17 protein-coding genes are annotated in these 17,204 nt (G+C 72.3%); 9 read left to right on the forward strand and 8 right to left on the reverse strand.

Features of this window, described 5'->3' with window-relative positions; all coding sequences use genetic code 11:
• Positions 1–54: 54 nt before the first annotated feature.
• The 3 genes from AB0H81_RS18410 to AB0H81_RS18420 all read right to left on the reverse strand — a co-directional run bounded on the left by AB0H81_RS18410 (position 55) and on the right by AB0H81_RS18420 (position 2,812).
• A complete protein-coding gene (locus tag AB0H81_RS18410) occupies positions 55–729 on the reverse strand; it encodes a FadR/GntR family transcriptional regulator (RefSeq protein WP_358375771.1) in 675 nt (224 codons plus the stop codon).
• Between the two features lie 25 nt (positions 730–754).
• Positions 755–1,780 (reverse strand): MBL fold metallo-hydrolase, encoded by a 1,026-nt coding sequence (locus AB0H81_RS18415; protein ID WP_358375773.1) that lies wholly within the window; start codon positions 1,778–1,780, stop codon positions 755–757.
• 468 nt (positions 1,781–2,248) lie between these two features.
• Positions 2,249–2,812, reverse strand: a complete 564-nt coding sequence (locus AB0H81_RS18420) for a TetR family transcriptional regulator (RefSeq protein WP_358375775.1) — start codon at positions 2,810–2,812, stop codon at positions 2,249–2,251.
• A gap of 65 nt (positions 2,813–2,877) precedes the next feature.
• Here AB0H81_RS18420 and AB0H81_RS18425 point away from each other — a divergent pair, with 65 nt between their 5' ends.
• A complete protein-coding gene (locus AB0H81_RS18425; RefSeq protein WP_358375777.1) occupies positions 2,878–3,837 on the forward strand; it encodes a polyprenyl synthetase family protein in 960 nt (319 codons plus the stop codon).
• Positions 3,838–3,887: 50 nt separating this feature from the next.
• A complete protein-coding gene (locus tag AB0H81_RS18430; protein ID WP_358375779.1) occupies positions 3,888–4,799 on the forward strand; it encodes a hypothetical protein in 912 nt (303 codons plus the stop codon).
• A gap of 158 nt (positions 4,800–4,957) precedes the next feature.
• Here the strand turns inward: AB0H81_RS18430 and AB0H81_RS18435 are convergent, their stop codons facing one another.
• The 3 genes from AB0H81_RS18435 to AB0H81_RS18445 form a co-directional block, all read right to left on the reverse strand.
• Positions 4,958–6,076, reverse strand: coding sequence for a steroid 3-ketoacyl-CoA thiolase (locus AB0H81_RS18435; protein ID WP_358375781.1), 1,119 nt, complete (start codon positions 6,074–6,076; stop codon positions 4,958–4,960).
• 43 nt (positions 6,077–6,119) lie between these two features.
• Positions 6,120–7,121: a sigma-70 family RNA polymerase sigma factor gene (locus AB0H81_RS18440; RefSeq protein WP_358375783.1), complete on the reverse strand. Its 1,002-nt coding sequence runs from the start codon at positions 7,119–7,121 to the stop codon at positions 6,120–6,122.
• Positions 7,122–7,463: 342 nt separating this feature from the next.
• Positions 7,464–8,402, reverse strand: coding sequence for an NADP-dependent oxidoreductase (locus tag AB0H81_RS18445; protein ID WP_358375802.1), 939 nt, complete (start codon positions 8,400–8,402; stop codon positions 7,464–7,466).
• A 77-nt stretch (positions 8,403–8,479) separates the two neighbouring features.
• Here AB0H81_RS18445 and AB0H81_RS18450 point away from each other — a divergent pair, with 77 nt between their 5' ends.
• Complete coding sequence (locus tag AB0H81_RS18450) at positions 8,480–9,460, forward strand: helix-turn-helix domain-containing protein (RefSeq protein ID WP_358375785.1); 981 nt, start codon at positions 8,480–8,482, stop codon at positions 9,458–9,460.
• 83 nt (positions 9,461–9,543) lie between these two features.
• Here AB0H81_RS18450 and AB0H81_RS18455 read toward each other — a convergent pair whose 3' ends face one another.
• Entirely contained in the window at positions 9,544–10,224 is a 681-nt protein-coding gene (locus tag AB0H81_RS18455) for a TetR family transcriptional regulator (protein ID WP_358375787.1), read from the reverse strand.
• A 188-nt stretch (positions 10,225–10,412) separates the two neighbouring features.
• Between AB0H81_RS18455 and AB0H81_RS18460 the strand changes: the two genes are divergently transcribed.
• From AB0H81_RS18460 to AB0H81_RS18485, 6 genes are all read left to right on the forward strand, one after another.
• Positions 10,413–12,146 (forward strand): AMP-binding protein, encoded by a 1,734-nt coding sequence (locus AB0H81_RS18460; RefSeq protein WP_358375788.1) that lies wholly within the window; start codon positions 10,413–10,415, stop codon positions 12,144–12,146.
• A complete protein-coding gene (locus tag AB0H81_RS18465; protein ID WP_358375790.1) occupies positions 12,143–13,111 on the forward strand; it encodes an acyl-CoA dehydrogenase family protein in 969 nt (322 codons plus the stop codon). Before AB0H81_RS18460 ends, AB0H81_RS18465 begins: the two co-directional genes overlap by 4 nt.
• Positions 13,111–14,265 carry an acyl-CoA dehydrogenase family protein gene (locus AB0H81_RS18470; protein ID WP_358375792.1) on the forward strand — a complete coding sequence of 385 codons (1,155 nt, stop codon included), beginning with the start codon at positions 13,111–13,113 and terminating at the stop codon, positions 14,263–14,265. The genes AB0H81_RS18465 and AB0H81_RS18470 overlap by 1 nt, the downstream gene beginning before the upstream one ends.
• Positions 14,262–15,242, forward strand: a complete 981-nt coding sequence (locus AB0H81_RS18475; RefSeq protein ID WP_358375794.1) for a Zn-ribbon domain-containing OB-fold protein — start codon at positions 14,262–14,264, stop codon at positions 15,240–15,242. The genes AB0H81_RS18470 and AB0H81_RS18475 overlap by 4 nt, the downstream gene beginning before the upstream one ends.
• On the forward strand, positions 15,242–15,661 hold the full coding sequence (locus AB0H81_RS18480) for a MaoC/PaaZ C-terminal domain-containing protein (RefSeq protein WP_358375796.1): 420 nt from the start codon (positions 15,242–15,244) through the stop codon (positions 15,659–15,661). The genes AB0H81_RS18475 and AB0H81_RS18480 overlap by 1 nt, the downstream gene beginning before the upstream one ends.
• A 149-nt stretch (positions 15,662–15,810) precedes the next feature.
• The gene (locus tag AB0H81_RS18485) at positions 15,811–16,974 is read left to right on the forward strand and encodes a lipid-transfer protein (RefSeq protein WP_358375804.1); all 1,164 of its coding nucleotides are present in this window, start codon (positions 15,811–15,813) and stop codon (positions 16,972–16,974) included.
• A 34-nt stretch (positions 16,975–17,008) separates the two neighbouring features.
• Here AB0H81_RS18485 and AB0H81_RS18490 read toward each other — a convergent pair.
• Positions 17,009–17,204, reverse strand: a 196-nt coding sequence (locus AB0H81_RS18490) for a hypothetical protein (RefSeq protein ID WP_358375798.1), incomplete at its 5' end; no start/stop codon positions are given.

Below are 17,204 nucleotides of genomic sequence, written 5' to 3' on the forward strand. Positions count from 1 at the left end.
CGCGTGGATCCTCGGGTTCGCGTGGCTCCACGGCCGTGTGATGGAGGGCTGGGATCAGGCCAGGGCCTTGCGGAGCCAGGACTCGACGCCTGCCACGTGGACCGTGGCCCAGGAGCGGGCCACGTCGGCCTGCCGGGCGGCGATGGCCTCGTAGATCGCGGTGTGCTGCTCGCGCGTCTTCTCCATCGCGCCCTCCTGGGTCAGGCCGCGCCAGATGCGCGCCCGGGTCGTCGGCCCGGACAGGCTCTCGATGAACGAGCAGAGCACGGTGTTGCCCGACCCCTGGGCGATGCGCTGGTGGAACTGGAGGTCGTTGGCCACCAGTTCCTCGACGGTGGGATCGGCGGGCAGCGACTCCAGGATCACCCGCAGCTCCTCGATCTCGTCGTCGGTCATGAGCTTGGTGGCCATCGCGGTGGCGGCCGGCTCCAAAATCCGGCGCACCTCGAAGAACTGCAGCACGGTGTCGTCACGGTGCAGGTCGAGCACGAACGACATGGTGTCGAGCAGCAGGCGCGGCTCCAGGCTGGTGACGTACGTGCCGTCGCCCTGCCGTACGTCGAGGACGTTGATCAGGGCGAGGGCGCGGACGGCCTCGCGCAGCGAGTTGCGTGACAGGCCGAGCCGCTCGGCGAGGTCGGCCTCCTTGGGGAGCCGGTCTCCCGGGGTGAGCTCGCCGGAGAGGATCATTTGCTTGATCTTGTCGATGGCCGCGTCGGTGACCGCCACGCTCTTCTCCCTAGACATCGGATGTCTAGGATTCTATGGCCTGGAAGCAGACCGCATCGACTCCTCGTACGCGCCTGACGGACCCTCGGACCTCCAGGGTGCGCAGGTGGGCCGCGGCCTCTCCGGCGGCCATGCCCCTCAGCATGGGCCCCAGGTCGTCCCAGGGACGGTTCCAGGTCATCATCGCGGCGATCTCCCAGATGGTCAGCGGCTCCGCCCGATCGGCCAGCAACGCGGCCAGCCGGTTGAGCTTGTCCTCGTGATGGTGGCGGATCTCGGCGGCCCGCGCCGCCACATCCGGAAACATCCACTCATGCGCGGGCAAGGCGTCCAGCGGCCCCAGCTCGCCGACCCGGTCCAGCGAGGCGAGGAAGTCGCCCAGCGGGTCCACGTCGTCGCGGTCGTAGGGATAGATGCCGATGTGCGGGGTGATGTCGGGCAGGACGTGGTCGCCGGTGAAGAGCCGGTCCGCGTCCTCCAGGTGCAGGCAGATGTGGCCCGGGGTGTGGCCGGGCGTGTGGACGGCGCGCAGCTTGCGGCCCGGCAGGTCGACCAGGTCGCCGTCGGCCAGTTCGCGGTCCGGCCGTGCGGGCGGCTGCGGGCGCTCGGCGGCGACCACCTGGACGTCGCCCGGGTCGGCGCCCGCCCGCTTGAGCATGTCGGTCTGGAATGCCTCGTGCTCGCCCTCGGCGAGACCGTGAATCGCCCTGACCAGCGCCGCGTCCGCCTCGTGCATCGCGATCCAGCCGCCCGACTCCTCTCGCACCCGCCCGGCCAGGCCGGCGTGGTCGGGGTGGAAGTGCGTGACGACCACGCCCCGGACCGAGGCCACGTCCATGCCGAGCGCGGCGAGCCCGCCGCTCAGCGCCTCCCACGCGTCCGGATGGTTCCAGCCGGCGTCGACCAGCACGGGGCCCTGGGGTGACTCGATCGCGTAGACGAGGGTGTAACCGAGCGGGTTGCCGGGGATCGGCACCGGCACGCTCCGCACCCCGCCGCCGAGGTCCTGCGGGCGCTGCTCGGCGTACGGTCTGCGCCGGGTTTTTCTCATGGTCGGTCCCCCGTCGTGCGTGAGCGTGGAACGAGTGTGGCGGACGCAACGGAGCACCGAAAGGGATTCCGGCTCTTAACGTGACACGTCCCGAGATGACGGGCCGCGCTGGGGCGTCGCGGCTCCGGTCGCCAACCGGTGCGCCCGCCGCGCACCAGCACTGGTCAGCGGCCCGGCCGGCGTTGTGAGCCGGACCCCGGGGTGCTCATGGCGGTCGGCTCGTCGTTCTCCAGTCCCCGGTACAGCGCGGAGCGGCCGGCCCCGAGCTCGCGGGCGATCGGGGGACCGGGTCATCTCACACCTGCGGGGGAGCTGCTTCCCCCTCGCAGGTGATCCACGATCGTCGCCGGCTGGAAAACATCGGGGGCATGGCGATCAAGCTTCCTCATGCGATTTCAGCGCGCCCGCCCTTGGTTCCACTCGGGACGCCACCTCTGGTCGCGACAGGATCAAGAGCCGGCCATCGCCTCACTCGAAGAGGATGGCACGCAGCGTGCGGGCCAGATGTCCGATCAGCACGTCGGGCGGCATCTCGGCCAGAGCGCCTGACTTCAGCAGGTAGCGGTTGAACGTCACTCCGATGAGCAGCGCGCCCATCAGGTCGATGCGCCCCTCGGCGTCCCGTCCGTCAACGACAGGACCGTAGGCACTGTGGATGGGCTGGCGCATGGTGGCGAACAGATCCTCGGCCGCCCGTTCGCCGGACGCTGCGCTGCGGATGAGCACGAGGAACGGATCGTCGTTGGCCGGATGTTCCATCCGCGTGACGTAGGCCTTCGCCATGCGTTCCGGGAGCGTCTCCGGCGTCCCGGGCTCGAGCTCGTCCACCGGCTTCGGTCCGGGGATGGCGGCGACGAAGAGCATCTCCTTGGATCCGAAGTGCCTCATCACCAGACCGTGCGTGACTCCGGCACGCCGCGCGATCTCGCGGATGGTGGCCTTGGCGTAGCCGAGTTCCGCGAAGGCGCCCCGCGCCGCCTGAAGGATGGCCGCGCGATGGGCCTCGGGGTCGCGGAGTCGTTTCTTCTGCACCCAAGAAAGTATACAGGTGGTCATTAGAGTGCTAATGTCCACCCGGTCATTAACTGGGAGGTCTCATGGAACGTCTGCTGACCCACCCTGCGATCGTCGCAGGGCTGAGTAAGGTCGAGTCCAGGATCGAGCGGCTGAGCGGATCCTCCACGCTGCCGGGAATCAACGCCGGCGCGGAGCGGATCATCCAGGCCGGCGGCAAGCGCCTGCGTCCCGCGTTGACGCTGGGCACGGTGCTGGCGTTCGGTAAGGCAGCCGATCGGCGGGCTGTCACCGCCGCCGCGTGCATTGAGCTGATCCACGCCGCATCGCTGATCCACGACGACCTGATGGACGGCGCCTCGCAGCGGCGGGGCACCCCAACGCTCAACGCCACACTCGGCCAAGGCAAGGCCCTGGTGATCGGCGACTTCATGCTCGCCAGGGCAGGGCTGGCCGCCATCACGGCAGTGTCCAAGCCGGTGGCCGAAGTGCTGGCCGCCACGACGGTGGAGCTGGCCGAGGGCCAGTATCTGGAGGCTGCCGACCAGTTCAACCGCGACCGCACCGAGGAGTCGGCGCTCAGGTCGATCACCGGCAAGACGGCCGCGCTGTTCCGGGCGAGCTGCCTGGTAGGCGCACTCTGTGCCAAGGCTTCCTCGGAGGAGCGCGCCAGGATGGCCGTCTACGGCGAGAAATTCGGCCTCATCTTCCAGATCCTGGACGATCTGCTGGATCTGACGCTCTCGAGCGAGACGCTGGGCAAGCCGGCGGGCAACGACGTGCGTCAGAGCGTCTACACCCTGCCACTCCTGCGGGCCAGGAATGCAGACCCCCATCTGCTCGACGGCGATGCCGAGACGATCCTGGCCAGGGTCCGGGACAGCGGCGTCGTCGACGACACGTTGGCCTACTGCCGCGACCTGGCGGCGCAGGCGGTCAACGCCCTTCCTGCGGCGAAGGACGTCGACCTCCTCGCCGATCTGCCCGGCTCCTACATCGCGAGAGCGGCGGACATGATCTCGGCTACCGTGAGGGCAGCGTGACCTTCCCCGCGGAGAAGCCGGCGGGCGAAGCGGTCTCCTCCAGGGAAGTCATGGCAAAGCTTCCGGTGGTCGCGGGCGTCTGGTCGCTGGCTCTCGGACTGGTGGGCGCTTACTGGGCGGTCGAAGGCAGTTCGTTCCCCCTGGGGAGCAGTGATCCTCGCGGCTCTGACATGGGCTCGTTCTTCGCCACCGCTGAGCCGGGCGCCACCGGTGTGATCTTCGCGGTGGCCGGAGCGCTCGGTGTGGCCGCCGCGGTGGTGCTGGCCCGCGCGCCACGGACACGGTGGCCGAGGGTGGCCGGAGCGCTGCTAACCGTCGCGTTGCTGGTGGCCGTCCCCGACGTCCGGGTGATCCAGAACTTCGGTTACCTGTTCATGGGATACACGAAGCTGTGGGACTGGCCACTGCTGTTCATGCTGTTCAGCATCGCGGGCGGAGGGTTGTGGGCACTGGTTGTCTGGAACACCCGCGGCGGCGACGTGAGCCCCGGGCGGTGGGGGAGGTGGGCCACCTACGCGGCGGCCGTGCTGGCTCTGCCGTACGGAATCTCGCGCATCTCGTGGGGGCTGGGCATCCCGCTTGGAGTGCCGGCCGACTACCTGGTCATGGACCCTGGGGCCTCGGAGTTCGTGCTGGGAGGACTGTGCGTGGCGGGGGCAGTGCTGACCCTCGGGCTGGTTCAGGGCTGGGGCGAGGTCTTCCCGCGCTGGATTCCCTTCCTGCGCGGCAGGCGAGTGCCGATCTGGTTCGCCGTAGTCCCGGCGACGGCGGCCTCCGTCTTGCTGATCCAGGCTGGGACCCGGTTGTGGCTGTGGTGGGCCACCGGGCAGATCACGCTATCCGCGAGCCACTGGGGGACGTTCCTTCCAGGACTGTTCTGGCTGCCGTGGAGCCTGGCCCTCGCGGCCGCCACGTACGCCTACTACCTGCGGAGGCGGGCCGGCGGAAACAGCCGAAGGTGAAGGGCTCGACCGCCTTGCCATCCTGTCGGAGGGCGATCGTGTCGGCGGTGCAGGCGGCGGTGGGGACGCCGCTCCGGCAGGGGCCGTGGATCCGGACCCAGCCCCTGAGGCTGCTTCCTCCGTCGCCGGGCGACGTGCGTGATGCTTGGCTCGTACGGTCACGTGACCCGTTCGAGGATGGTGGCGGTGGCCAGGGCACCGCCCGCGCACATCGACACGAGCGCCGTCGACGAGTCCGAGCGCTCCAGCTCGTGCAGCGCCGTGGTGATCAGCCGGGCGCCGGTCGCGCCCACCGGGTGGCCCAGCGCGATGGCGCCGCCGTTGACGTTGACCCGGTCGAAGTCGGGCTCGTGGACGCTCGCCCACGACAGCACAACCGCGGCGAACGCCTCGTTCACCTCGAACCGGTCGATGTCGCCGATCGACATCCCGGCCATGGCCAGTGCCTTCGCGGTCGCCTCCACGGGGCCGTCGAGATGGTAGTACGGCTCGGCGCCCACCAGGGCCTGGGCGAGGATGCGGGCCCTCGGCCGCAGGCCGTGCGCGCGGGCCGTCTCCTCGCTCATCACGAGCACCGCCGCTGCCCCGTCGGAGATCTGCGACGAGTTGCCGGCCGTGTGCAGCGCGCCCTCGCCGAGCACCGGCTTGAGCCTGGCCAGCCCCTCGATGGTGGTCTCGCGCAGCCCCTGGTCGCGCCGGACGTCGCCGACCGGCACGAGCTCCCGCTCGAACCGCCCGTCGGCCCACGCCTTGGCGGCGAGCTGCTGCGAGCGGGCGCCGAGCCAGTCGAGCCGCTCCCTGGTCAGCCCGCGCCGCGCCGCGATGCGTTCGGCGGCGGTGAACTGGTCGGGTAAGTCGATGCTCCAGTCGTCGGGCCGCGCCTTGGCGGGCAGGACGTTGCTGCCGAGCGGGGCGCGGCTCATGACCTCGACGCCGCACCCGATGCCCGCCTCGATCACGCCGGCGCGGATCATCGCCGCCGCGAGGTGCACGGCCTGCTGCGACGACCCGCACTGCGCGTCGACCGTGGTGACGCCCGCCTGGTACGGCAGGCCGGCGTACAGCCAGGAGTAGCGCCCCACGTGGCCGCCCTGCTCGCCCGCCTGGGTCACGCAGCCGGCGAAGACCTGGCCGACGACGGCCGGATCGACGCCCGAGCGCTCGACCAGCCCGTTGAGGGCGGCGGCGAGCACCTGCTGCGGCTTGAGCCCGGACAGCCAGCCGTCGCGCTTGCCGATGGGAGTGCGGACGGCTTCGACGATCACCGGTGTGCCCACAGTCGCCTCCAGAACGATGCTCCGGAGCAGACTGTAACCCGTTCTAGTTTCCGGCGGAAGCCCGCTCCTCGGCGGCCAGCGCCTGCGGAAGCCCGAACGGTTCGAAGAGCCCGACGTCGAAGAACATGGCCACGTGCCGGATGCCATCGGCGGCGAGCGTCAGCACCATCAACGAGAACGCGTGATAGGTGTCACCCTGGCGGAAGTACACCGCGAAGGCCGGCTGGCCGTTGGCCGCGACGGGCACCAGACGTAGATCACCCGCGTGCTCTGCCGGGCAGTTGACGGTGATGAGCCGGCCGATCTCCTCGGCGCCCTGGTACCAGCCGGTGTAGGGCGGCATCTCCCAGACCGCGTCCTTCGTGAACAGCTTCACGAGCGCCGCCACGTCGTAGCTCTCGAACGCGGCCACGTAGGCGTCGAGCCGTTCGCGCTGGTCGTGGGGCAGCGGCGGCGTCGGGTCGTCGAGGCTCGGCGACACCTCGGTGAGCTGGGCCCGGGCCCGCTGGAGCCCGCTGTTGACGGCGGCGGTCGTGGTCTCCAGCGCCTCGGCCACCTCGGCGGCCCGCCACCGCAGCACGTCGCGCAGCACCAGGATGGCCCGCTGCCGGGGCGGCAGGTGCTGCAGCGCCGCGATCAGCGCCAGCCGGATGCTCTCGCGCGAGGTCACGATCGCGGCCGGGTCGTCGGCCCCCGCACCCACCATGCCGTCGGGCACCGGCTCCAGCCACGGCACCTCCGGCCGCTCCACCAGCGGCGCGGTCGCCTCGGTGCTCGGCGCGCCCAGCCCCGTGGGCAGCGGCCGGCGGCCCCTGCTCTCCAGCGCGGTCAGGCACACGGTCGTGGCGATGCGGTAGAGCCACGTGCGCAGGGACGAGCGCCACTCGAACCCGTCGTAGGCGCGCCAGGCGCGCAGGTAGGTCTCCTGGACGAGGTCCTCGGCGTCGTGCACCGAACCCGTCATGCGGTAGCAGTGCGCGAGCAGCTCGCGCCGCATGGGGTCGGCCAGCCGGAGGAAGTCCTCGGTCGATGGCCTGTCGGTCATCCTCCCTGTATACGCCCCGCCACCGACAGATTTCGGACGCGGGGCCACCGGGCCGGGACTCTCCGGAACTCGCGGGTCTTACCGGCTACATCCCCGCCGAAGGGGCACCTCAGGCAGGGGCTGGACCACGACTCGCTCGGCACGGGCCCGGCCTCGCCGCTGATCGTCGTGGTGGGAACACTGCCGCTGAGCAAGCGGGACGTGGCGGACGACCTCCGAGGGGGCGGGACGTGGGGGGTGACGTCCGAGGGCGGCGGGACATGGGGGAGGCCGGGGGCGCGGCGTGGGGGTGACGTCCCAGGAGGGTGTGGCGCGGGAATGACGCCCAAAGGAGTCGGGGTGTCAGGGAGTGACGGTGAGGACGATCTTCCCGGTGGTGCCGCCCGACTCGCCCAGTTCGTGGGCCTTGGCCGCGTCCTCCAGCGGTACGACGGCCGCGATCTCGGGACGCAGCCGTCCCGCGTCGACCAGCGCGGCGATGGACCGCAGCGCCGCGTGGTCCGCCTCCACCAGCATGGCCTCGGACCGGATGCCCCGCTCGGCGGCGGCCGCGTGCAGGCCCGGGTCCAGCAGCGACAGGGTGAGGGAGACGATCACGCCGCCCTCCCGCAGGGTGCGCAGGGACCGCACGCCGTACTCGCCGCCCATCGTCTCGATGACCACGTCCATGTCCCGCGCCGCCTCGGCGAAGTCCTCGGTGCGGTAGTCGATCACCTCGTCGGCCCCGAGGCCGCGCAGGAAGTCGTGCTTGGCGGCGCTGGCCGTCCCGACCACGTACGCGCCGCGCGCCTTGGCGATCTGCACGGCGAAGTGCCCGACGCCGCCCGCCGCCGCGTGGACGAGCACCCTGTCGCCGGCACGAGTTCCGGCGGTGTCGACGAGCGCCTGCCAGGCCGTGAGCGCGGCCAGCGGGATCGCCGCGGCCCGCGTGTGGTCGACGGCCGCGGGCTTGCGGGCGAAGGTCCGCGCGGGCGCGGTCACGTACTCGGCGTACGCTCCGTTGCCGAACGGGAACGGCAGCATCCCGAACACCTCGTCGCCCGGCTTGTGGATCGTGGTCCCGAGGGCCACCTCCTCGACCACGCCCGAGACGTCCCAGCCGAGCACGAACGGCGGCTGCCCGAGGTGGCCGCCGGAGGCCCGGATCTTCCAGTCGGCCGGGTTCACCCCCGCCGCGTGCACCCGCACCAGCACCTCCGTCGGCCCGGGCACCGGCCGGTCCAGCTCCACCATCGTCAGCACCTCGGGACCGCCCAGGGCGTCCTGACTCATCGCGCGCATCTTCATGGCTCCAGCCTGCTCGCCGCCCCGGTCTCGCCGCGAGTGGCCCGGAGGCCAAGGTGTGCAAACATTGGGCCATGCATCGCGTGGCCGTCCTCGCGCTCGACGGCGTCATCCCGTTCGAGCTGAGCATCCCGTCCAGGATCTTCGCCACGGCCCGCGGGCCGGTCGGCGAGCCGCTCTACGACGTCGTGACCTGCACGCTCGACGGCGGCCCGGTGCGTACGGCGGCCGACTTCTCCATCGCCGCCTCGTACGACGCGGGCGTGCTCGCGACGGCCGACACGGTCGTGCTGCCCGCCACCGATGCCCACTCGGCCATCACGGGCCCCGAGAGCCTGCCGCCCGGGCTGCTCGACGCCCTCACCCGGATGCGGCCCGGCACCCGCGCGGTGTCGATCTGCGTGGCGACCTTCGTGCTGGCCGCCGCCGGGCTGCTGGACGGCCGCCCGGCCACCACCCACTGGAAGCACGCCGAGCGCTTCGCCCGGCTCTTCCCGCGGGTGCGGATGGACGCCGGGGTGCTGTTCGTCGACGACGGTGACGTGCTGACGTCCGCGGGCGCGTCGTCCGGGGTGGACCTCTGCCTCCATCTCGTACGCCGCGACCACGGCAGCGAGGTCGCCAACCAGGTGGCGCGCAGCTGCGTCGTCCCGCCGTGGCGCGACGGCGGCCAGGCCCAGTACATCGAGCACCCGGTGCCCGAGCCGTCCGCCGCGGGCACGGCCCCGACCCGGGCGTGGGCGCTGGGCCGCCTGGACGAGCCTCTCCAGCTCGCCGACCTGGCCCGGCACGCGGGGATGAGCCGGCGCACGTTCACGCGGCGCTTCCGCGACGAGGTGGGGATGAGCCCCGGGCAGTGGCTCACCCGGCAGCGGGTCGAGCTGGCCCGCCGGCTGCTGGAGAGCAGTGACCTGCCGGTGGACGGGGTGGCCGGCCGTGCGGGGTTCGGCACGGCGGCGTCGTTCCGGCGGCACCTGCACGCCGCCCTGGGCGTGTCACCGCACGCCTACCGCCGCACGTTCCGGGCCACGAGGGAGGAGACCACCGAGGTCTGAGCAGGACCGGCCGGGCGTCGAAGGCGGTGGGGGCGACGACCGGGGGGCGGAAGTGGTGTGGCGTCTGGTGGGGGAGGGGCCGGTCAGGCGATGTCGGTGAGGAGGCGGGCGGCGGCGATCTCGATGCGACGCTGGATCTGGTCGTAGGTGCGCCGGCCGCGCAGCATCTCCAGCAGCTCCTGCACCCAGATGCTCGACAGCGACCCCGCCAGCGCGACCTGCTCCTCGGTGGCCTGCTCGCGTGAGAGTCCGTCGGCCGAGACCCGCAGCAGCAGGCCGGTCATGCGGTCGCCGAACGGCGTCTCGACCTCGGCCAGGATGAGCGAGCGGATGAGCGCGTCGGCCAGCTCCGGCTCGCGCATGAGGCCGCGCGTCGCGCGCATGAGCACGTCGACGGCCCGGCCCGCCGGGGTGGAGGCACCCGGCGGTCGGCGCTCGATGCTGCTCTCCAGCAGGTCGATCTCCTCGCCGACCACCGCGACGACCAGGTCCATCTTGGACGGGAAGTAGCGGTAGAGGGTGCCGAGCGCCACGCCGGCCCGCTCGGCGACGGTGCGCATCTGCATGGCCTCGACGCCGCCGCGCGAGGCGAGTGCGGCGGCGGCCTGCACGATCCGCTTGCGGCGCTGGTGCTGGCTGCGGGTGCGGACGCTGTGCCCGCCGGACGCGGGCCCGCCGGAACCGGAACCGGGCGTGGGGTGGCTCTCCATGGTCCCCTCGGTGTCGCTGGAGGGTGCGGTGCCGGCCGCGTGCGGGGTGCGCATAAGAACACGTTATCTGATTTCTTCCTGGCACGGCTTGTTACTGGCGAGTCACAAAGAAGCCTGTATAGGCCCATGTCCACGGCGTTACACGCATATATCCAGACTTTCCCGGGGGTGTCGGTACTGGACAGATACTAGAATCTGTTCTAGTTTGCGGATCGTTTGGCCGAGCGCTTGCTGGAGGAGCGATGCCCGCGGACACCCTCGCCGCCCTGCTCCTGGCGCGGGCCGGCGACGACCGTCCCGGCCTGCTGTTCGAGGACCGGGCGTGGTCCTGGCGCGAGCATGTCGCGGCCTGCCGGGCCGCCGCCACCTGGCTCGGCGCCCATGCCGATCCCTCCTGGCGGGCCGCGCGCGCCGCCGGCCGGCCGCACGTCGGCGTGCTCTGCGACAACGTGCCCGAGCTGCCGGCGCTCGTCGGCGCCGCCGCCCTCGGCGGGTACGTGGTCGTCGCGCTCAACCCCACCCGCTCACCGGCCGAGCTGGCCCGTGACGCCGCGGCCACCGACGTCGCCCTGCTCCTGTACGACGCCCCGTACGAGGAGCCGGCGACCCGCCTGGCCAGCGACCTCGGCGTGCCCCGAGCCCTCCTCGCCGAGCTCGCCGGCAGCGCCGACACCGCCGACACCGCCGGGCGGGCGGGGCAGACGCCGGGGCCCGCCGCCGCACCCGAGCAGGCCGCACCCAAGCACGCCATACCCGAGCGGATCGCGCCCGAGCAGGCCACGCCCGGCGACCTCGTGATGCTGATCTTCACCTCGGGCACCTCCGGGCGGCCTCGCGCCGTGCGGATCACCCAGCGCAAGCTGGCCGTGCCCGGCCGCAGCCTCGGTGCCCTCCTCACCCCGGACGACGTCGTCTACTGCTCGATGCCGCTGTTCCACTCCGGCGCCCTCATGGCCGCCTACGCCCCGGCCGTCGCGTCGGGGGCCGCGCTGGCGCTGCGGCGCCGGTTCTCGGCGTCCGGACTGCTGCCCGACATCCGGCGGTACGGCTGCACGTACCTCCACTACGTCGGCAAGGCCCTGTCGTACGTGCTCGCCACCCCGGCCCGCCCCGACGACGCGGACAACCCGCTGCGCCTGGCCTTCGGCAACGAGGGCAGCGCGACGGCGACCAGGCGCTTCGGCGAGCGGTTCGGCTGCCGGGTGGTCGACGCGTTCGGCTCGACGGAGACGGCGATCTCCCTCACCCCCGACCCGGCCGCGCCGCCGGGCTGCCTCGGGCGGCTCCCGGACGGCGTCGAGATCCGCGACCCGCTCACCGGCGAGCTCCGCGCCCCCGCCCGCATCGAGAACGGCCGGCTGCTCAACCCGGACGAGGCGATCGGCGAGCTGGTCAACGTGTCCGGCGCGGGTCTGTTCGACGGCTACTACAACGACCCCGAGGCGGACGCCGAGCGGCTGCGCGACGGCGCGTTCTGGTCCGGCGACCTCGCCTACGCCGACGCCCGCGGCCACGTGTTCTTCGCCGGGCGCGGCACCGAGCGGCTGCGCGTGGACGGTGAGAACCTCGCGGTGGCCCCGATCGAGGCCGCCCTGCGGGAGTTCCCCGGCGTGGTGGAGGCCGCGGTGTACCCGGTGCCGGACGCGGCGGCGGGCGACCAGGTGATGGCGGCGCTGGTCATGAGCGGGCCGTTCTCCCCGGAGGCGTTCGCCGCCTTCCTCGCCACCCGCGCCGACGTCGGCCGCAAGGCCGTGCCCCGCTACGTCCGGATCTGCGCCGCCCTGCCGCAGACCCCCTCGCACAAGGTCGTCAAGCGCCTGCTCGCCCGCGAGGCGTGGCGCACCGCCGACCCGGTCTGGTGGCGGCCGTACGGCCCGTCCCAGGGCGGGGGCTGGCGGCGGCTGGTGGAGAACGACGTGAAGGCCATCGAGGACGACTTCGCCGGGAACGGCCGCGCACACCTACTGGAGGCATGATGGACTTCGGCCTGGACGAGACCCAGCGCGACCTGCGGAAGCTGGCCGCCGACCTGCTGGCCGAGGAGGAGCCCGAGCGGCGCTTACGCGAGGCCGGCCTGTTCGCCGTGTGCCTGCCCGAGGCGGCGGGCGGCGCGGGGCTCGGCCCCGTCGAGATGGCCGTGGTGCTGCGCGAGGTGGGCGCCCGCGCCGCGTCGGTGCCCGCGTTGCCCGCCCTGGCCGCCTCGCTGTTCCTCGCCCGGCACGGCACGCCGGCCCAGCAGGAGCGCGCCGCGACCCTCGCGCTGCGCGAGCCCGGCCGCGCCCTGGCCGACCCGCCCGCGACCACCGCGGACCGTTCGGACGACGGCTGGGTGCTGACCGGCCGCAAGACCGGCGTCCCGTACCTGGAGTCCGACGTCCTGGTCAGCGCAGACGCCGGTGTGTTCCTGGTGTCGGGGCCCGAGTCGAGCCCCGAGTTCGCCTCCACCGGCGAACCCGCAGCCACCGTGATCCTCGACCGGACACCCGCCGAGCGGGTCGCCGGCCCCGAGTCCGTGGCCGCGCTGCGGCACGTCTTCACCGCCGCCGTGGCCGCCCAGGCGAGCGGCGTCCTCGCCGGGGCGCTGGAGCTGACCACCGGCTACGTCAAGACGCGCCGGCAGTTCGGCCGGGCGCTGGCCGAGTTCCAGGCCGTGACCATGCAGGTCGCCGACGTCTACATCGCCGGGCGGGCGCTGGACGTGGCCATGTGGTCGGCCGCCTGGCGGCTCGGCGAGGACCTGCCGGCCGAGGAGGACCTGGCGCTGGCCGCCTTCCACACCGGCGAGGCGTTCCGGGCGCTCTACACCTGCCAGCACCTGCACGGCGGGCTCGGCCTCGACGTGACCTACCCGCTGCACCGGTACTTCGCCCACGCCAAGCACCTGTCGCACCTGCTCGGCGGCCAGGACGCCCAGCTCGACCTGATCGGAGCGCTCGCCTGATGCTCATCGACCTGACACCGGACCAGCGCGCGCTCCGCGACGAGCTGCGCGCGTACTTCCGGAGCTGCCTCACCGACGACGAACGCCGCAAGATCGCCGACGATCCGTTCGGCGAGACGTACATGGAGCACTGCAGGCGCCTCGGCCGCGACGGCAAGCTCGGCCTCGGCTGGCCGAAGGAGTACGGCGGAGGCGGCTACGGCCCGGTCGAGCAGCAGCTGTTCGCCAACGAGATCGCCCGCGCCGGTGTGCCGTACCCGATCATCACGCTGCAGACGGTCGGGCCGACGCTGATGCAGTACGGCACGCCCGAGCAGAAGGAGTTCTTCCTGCCCCGCATCCTCGCCGGCGAGTGCCACTTCGCCATCGGCTACAGCGAGCCCGAGGCGGGCACGGACCTGGCGTCCCTGCGCACCACCGCGGTGCTCGACGGCGACCACTACGTCGTCAACGGCCAGAAGGTCTTCACCAGCGGCGCCCACTACGCCCAGTACATCTGGCTGGCCGCCCGCACGAACCCCGAGGCGAAGAAGCACAAGGGCATCACCATGATGATCGCCTCCACCGACGACCCGGGCTACTCCTGGACGCCGATCGTCACCATGGACGGCCGCCATCACACCAACGCCACGTACTACTCCGACGTCCGCGTCCCGGCGAGCATGGTCGTCGGCGAGGTGGACAAGGGCTGGGACCTCATCGTCAACCAGCTCAACCACGAACGCGTCACGCTCGGCCCGGCCGGCAACCTCGGCCAGACCTACGACCGGTTCCTCGCCTGGGCGCGGCGCACGGGACTGGCCGACGTGCCGGACGTGCGGCGGGCGCTCGGCCGGGTGCGCGCGTACTTCCGCACGAACGAGCTGCTCAACTGGCAGGTGGCCGCCAACATGGACCTGGGCTGGCTGGGCGCCCCCGACGCGTCCGCCACCAAGATCTACGGCTCGGAACGGATGCAGGAGGTCGGCCGGCTGTTCGGCGAGGTACTCGCCCGCTACGGCGACCCGTCCGACCCGGAGACCGCCGAACTGCTCGAACGCGTCGACCACGGGGTCAAGGGCGCCGTCGTGCTGACCTTCGGCGGCGGCGTGAACGAGGTGCAGCGCGAGCTGATCGCCATGCTCGGCCTGAGCCTGCCGAGGCCGCCGCGATGACGGAGACGCGGACGAGCACGGAGGACGGGCTGCTGGAGATCGCGGAGAAGCAGGCGGCGCTGGGCGAGGTGCGGGGCACCCCGGCCGCCGACCCGGTCAACATCCCGATGATCAGGCACTGGCTCGACGCGATGGGCGACACCAACCGGTCGTACCTGGACAAGGGGATCGCGCCGCCGGCGATGGCCCAGGTGTGGACCATGCCCGGCGTGCGGCGCGGCGCCAAGGACCGCTCGCCGGTGGACGACGTGCTGGCCGCGCTCGACGCCGGGGGTTACACGGGCGTGGTGGCGACCAACTGCGAGCAGACCTACCACCGGCACGCGCGCGTGGGGGAGCGGCTCACCCCGGCCACCCGCTTCTCCGGCCTGTCCGGGCCCAAGCGCACCGCCCTCGGCGACGGGTACTTCGCCACGTGGAACGTCACCTGGTACGGCGAGGGCGACGAGCCGGTGGCCGAGATGATGTTCCGGGTCCTCAAGTTCCGCCCCCGCCGGCGCCGCGAAAGCCCGGCCCCGGCCACCGGTGCCGCGAGCCCCGTCGCGGCCACCGGTCCCGTCACGGCCGCGAGGCCGGCGTCGTACCCGCTGCGACCGGCCCAGAACCGGGACACCGCGTTCTTCTGGGAGGGCGTGCGCCAGGGCGAGCTACGCGTCCAGAGCTGCGCCGACTGCGGCCGCCTGCGGCATCCGCCCGGCCCCGTCTGCCCGTCGTGCCGCTCGGCCAACCGGTCCTACGTCGTCGCCCGCGGCGAGGGCACGGTCTTCAGCTACGTGGTCCACCACCACCCGCCCGTTCCGGGGCGGGAGACGCCCTTCGTGGTCGCTGTGGTGGAACTTCCGGAAGGGGTGAGGATTGTGGGCAATGTCGTGGACTGCCCGCCTGACGCGGTGGGTATCGGTATGGAGTTGCGTGCGACCTATCGGGCAATGGACGACGAACTGATTCTTCCTATGTGGGCGCCACGGGAGTCGTGATGCGGACGCTGACCGAAGACCAGATCGAGATCGGCGCGGTGCTGCCCGAGCTCTCGATCGACCTCACGCCCACGGTGGTCGTCTCCACCGCCCTGGCCACCATGGACTTCACGCCGGTCCACCACGACGTCGAGGGCGCGCGGGCGCAGGGTTCCAGGGACATCTTCCTCAACATCCTGACCACGATGGGCCTGGTCGAGCGGTACGTCACCGACTGGACGGGGCCGGAGGCGATCATCAGGCGCATCAACGTCAAGCTCGGCGTGCCCGCGTACGCGGGGGACCGCCTGGCCTTCAACGGCACGGTGGTCACGCAGGACGGGCCCGACTACACGGTCGAGGTGCGCGGCAAGGTCAGCCTCGGCGACCACGCCACCGCCACCGTCACCTTCACCCTCCCGTCCGACGACACGGCCTGATCACCGCCCGTCCCGCCCCAGGGTCCCCCGGGGATCCGTCGTGCTCATGCACGCGATGAAGACGTGCTCATGCACGCGATGAAGACGTGCTCATGCACGCGATGAAGACGTGCCCGCGCACGCGATGAAGTCAAAGGAGCCAGTACGTGTTGGGAACGCGAGCCGCCATCGCGGGCATCGGCGCCACCGAGTTCAGCAAGGACTCCGGCCGGTCGGAGCTGCGGCTGGCCGCCGAGGCCGTGTTCGCGGCGCTGGACGACGCCGGTGTGGACCCGTCCGACGTGGACGGGATGGTGACCTTCAGCCAGGACGCCAACCAGGAGATCGCCGTCGCCAGGGAGATCGGGGCGGGCGAGCTGACGTTCTTCTCCCGGGTCGAGTACGGCGGGGGCGCCGCCTGCGGGACCGTCGCGCACGCCGCGATGGCCGTCGCCACCGGCATGGCCCGCACGGTGGTGTGTTACCGCGCCTTCAACGAGCGTTCGGGCCGGCGTTTCGGGCAGCCCGACGCCCGGCTGGGCGGCCAGCCGACCTCGCAGGGGCTGGAGATGAGCTGGCACGTGCCGTTCGGGCTGATGACGCCCGCGGCCTGGGTGGCGATGTTCGCCCGGCGCTACATGCACGCCTACGGCGCGACGTCGGAGGACTTCGGCCGGGTCGCCGTGGCCATGCGCCGCCACGCCGCCACCAATCCGGCCGCCTGGTTCTACCAGAGGCCCATCACGCTGGAGGAGCACCAGGCGTCGCGCTGGATCGTGGAGCCGTTGCGCCTGTTCGACTGCTGCCAGGAGAGCGACGGGGCGGTGGCCCTCGTCGTCACCTCCGCCGAGCGGGCGCGGGACCTGCGGCGCTCGCCCGCCGTCGTCACGGCCGCCGCCCAGGGCTCGGCGGAGGGGCAGATGATGATGACCAGCTACTACCGGGACGACATGACCGGCCTTCCGGAGATGTCCGTCGTCGGCCGCCGGCTGTGGGAGATGTCGGGGCTCAAGCCGCGGGACGTGCGGACCGCCATCCTGTACGACCACTTCACCCCGTTCGTCCTCGCGCAACTGGAGGAGCTGGGGTTCTGCGGCCGGGGCGAGGCCCCCGGGTTCCTGCGCGACGGCGGCATCGAGCTGGGCGGTCGCCTCCCGGTCAACCCGCACGGCGGGCAGCTCGGCGAGGCGTACATCCACGGCATGAACGGCATCGCCGAGGCCGTGCGCCAGATCCGCGGCACGTCGGCCAACCAGGTGCCCGGGGTGGAGCACGTCCTGGTGACGGCGGGGACGGGGGTGCCGACCAGCGGACTGATCCTGTCCGCCGGCTGACACCCCCTCCCGTCAGAAGCCCGTGAGGAGCCCGTCAGGGGCTCAGGATGGCGGGCACCGAGAAGAACACGATCATCGCGATCACCACGCACATGAGGAAGCCGATCAGCTCCCACGCCCAGTCGTGGTGCCGCTGCCCGCGGCGGGGGCGCGGCCGGGCGCCCTTGCGTGGTGCGCCCTTGCCCGGTGCGCCCTTGCCCGAGCGCAGCGGCCTGGGCGGAGCGCCGGAG

Source organism: Nonomuraea sp. NPDC050691, assembly GCF_040654455.1.
Classification (GTDB): Bacteria; Actinomycetota; Actinomycetes; order Streptosporangiales; family Streptosporangiaceae; genus Nonomuraea.

Bases quoted from the DNA above. Each gene is read 5' to 3' on its own strand.
- AB0H81_RS18415 (WP_358375773.1), bottom strand. From the start codon at position 1,780: ATGAGAAAAACCCGGCGCAGACCGTACGCCGAGCAGCGCCCGCAGGAC.
- AB0H81_RS18425 (WP_358375777.1), top strand. From the start codon at position 2,878: ATGGAACGTCTGCTGACCCACCCTGCGATCGTCGCAGGGCTGAGTAAG.
- AB0H81_RS18430 (WP_358375779.1), top strand. From the start codon at position 3,888: ATGGCAAAGCTTCCGGTGGTCGCGGGCGTCTGGTCGCTGGCTCTCGGA.
- AB0H81_RS18440 (WP_358375783.1), bottom strand. From the start codon at position 7,121: ATGACCGACAGGCCATCGACCGAGGACTTCCTCCGGCTGGCCGACCCC.
- AB0H81_RS18445 (WP_358375802.1), bottom strand. From the start codon at position 8,402: ATGCGCGCGATGAGTCAGGACGCCCTGGGCGGTCCCGAGGTGCTGACG.
- AB0H81_RS18450 (WP_358375785.1), top strand. From the start codon at position 8,480: ATGCATCGCGTGGCCGTCCTCGCGCTCGACGGCGTCATCCCGTTCGAG.
- AB0H81_RS18455 (WP_358375787.1), bottom strand. From the start codon at position 10,224: ATGCGCACCCCGCACGCGGCCGGCACCGCACCCTCCAGCGACACCGAG.
- AB0H81_RS18460 (WP_358375788.1), top strand. From the start codon at position 10,413: ATGCCCGCGGACACCCTCGCCGCCCTGCTCCTGGCGCGGGCCGGCGAC.
- AB0H81_RS18465 (WP_358375790.1), top strand. From the start codon at position 12,143: ATGATGGACTTCGGCCTGGACGAGACCCAGCGCGACCTGCGGAAGCTG.
- AB0H81_RS18470 (WP_358375792.1), top strand. From the start codon at position 13,111: ATGCTCATCGACCTGACACCGGACCAGCGCGCGCTCCGCGACGAGCTG.
- AB0H81_RS18475 (WP_358375794.1), top strand. From the start codon at position 14,262: ATGACGGAGACGCGGACGAGCACGGAGGACGGGCTGCTGGAGATCGCG.
- AB0H81_RS18480 (WP_358375796.1), top strand. From the start codon at position 15,242: ATGCGGACGCTGACCGAAGACCAGATCGAGATCGGCGCGGTGCTGCCC.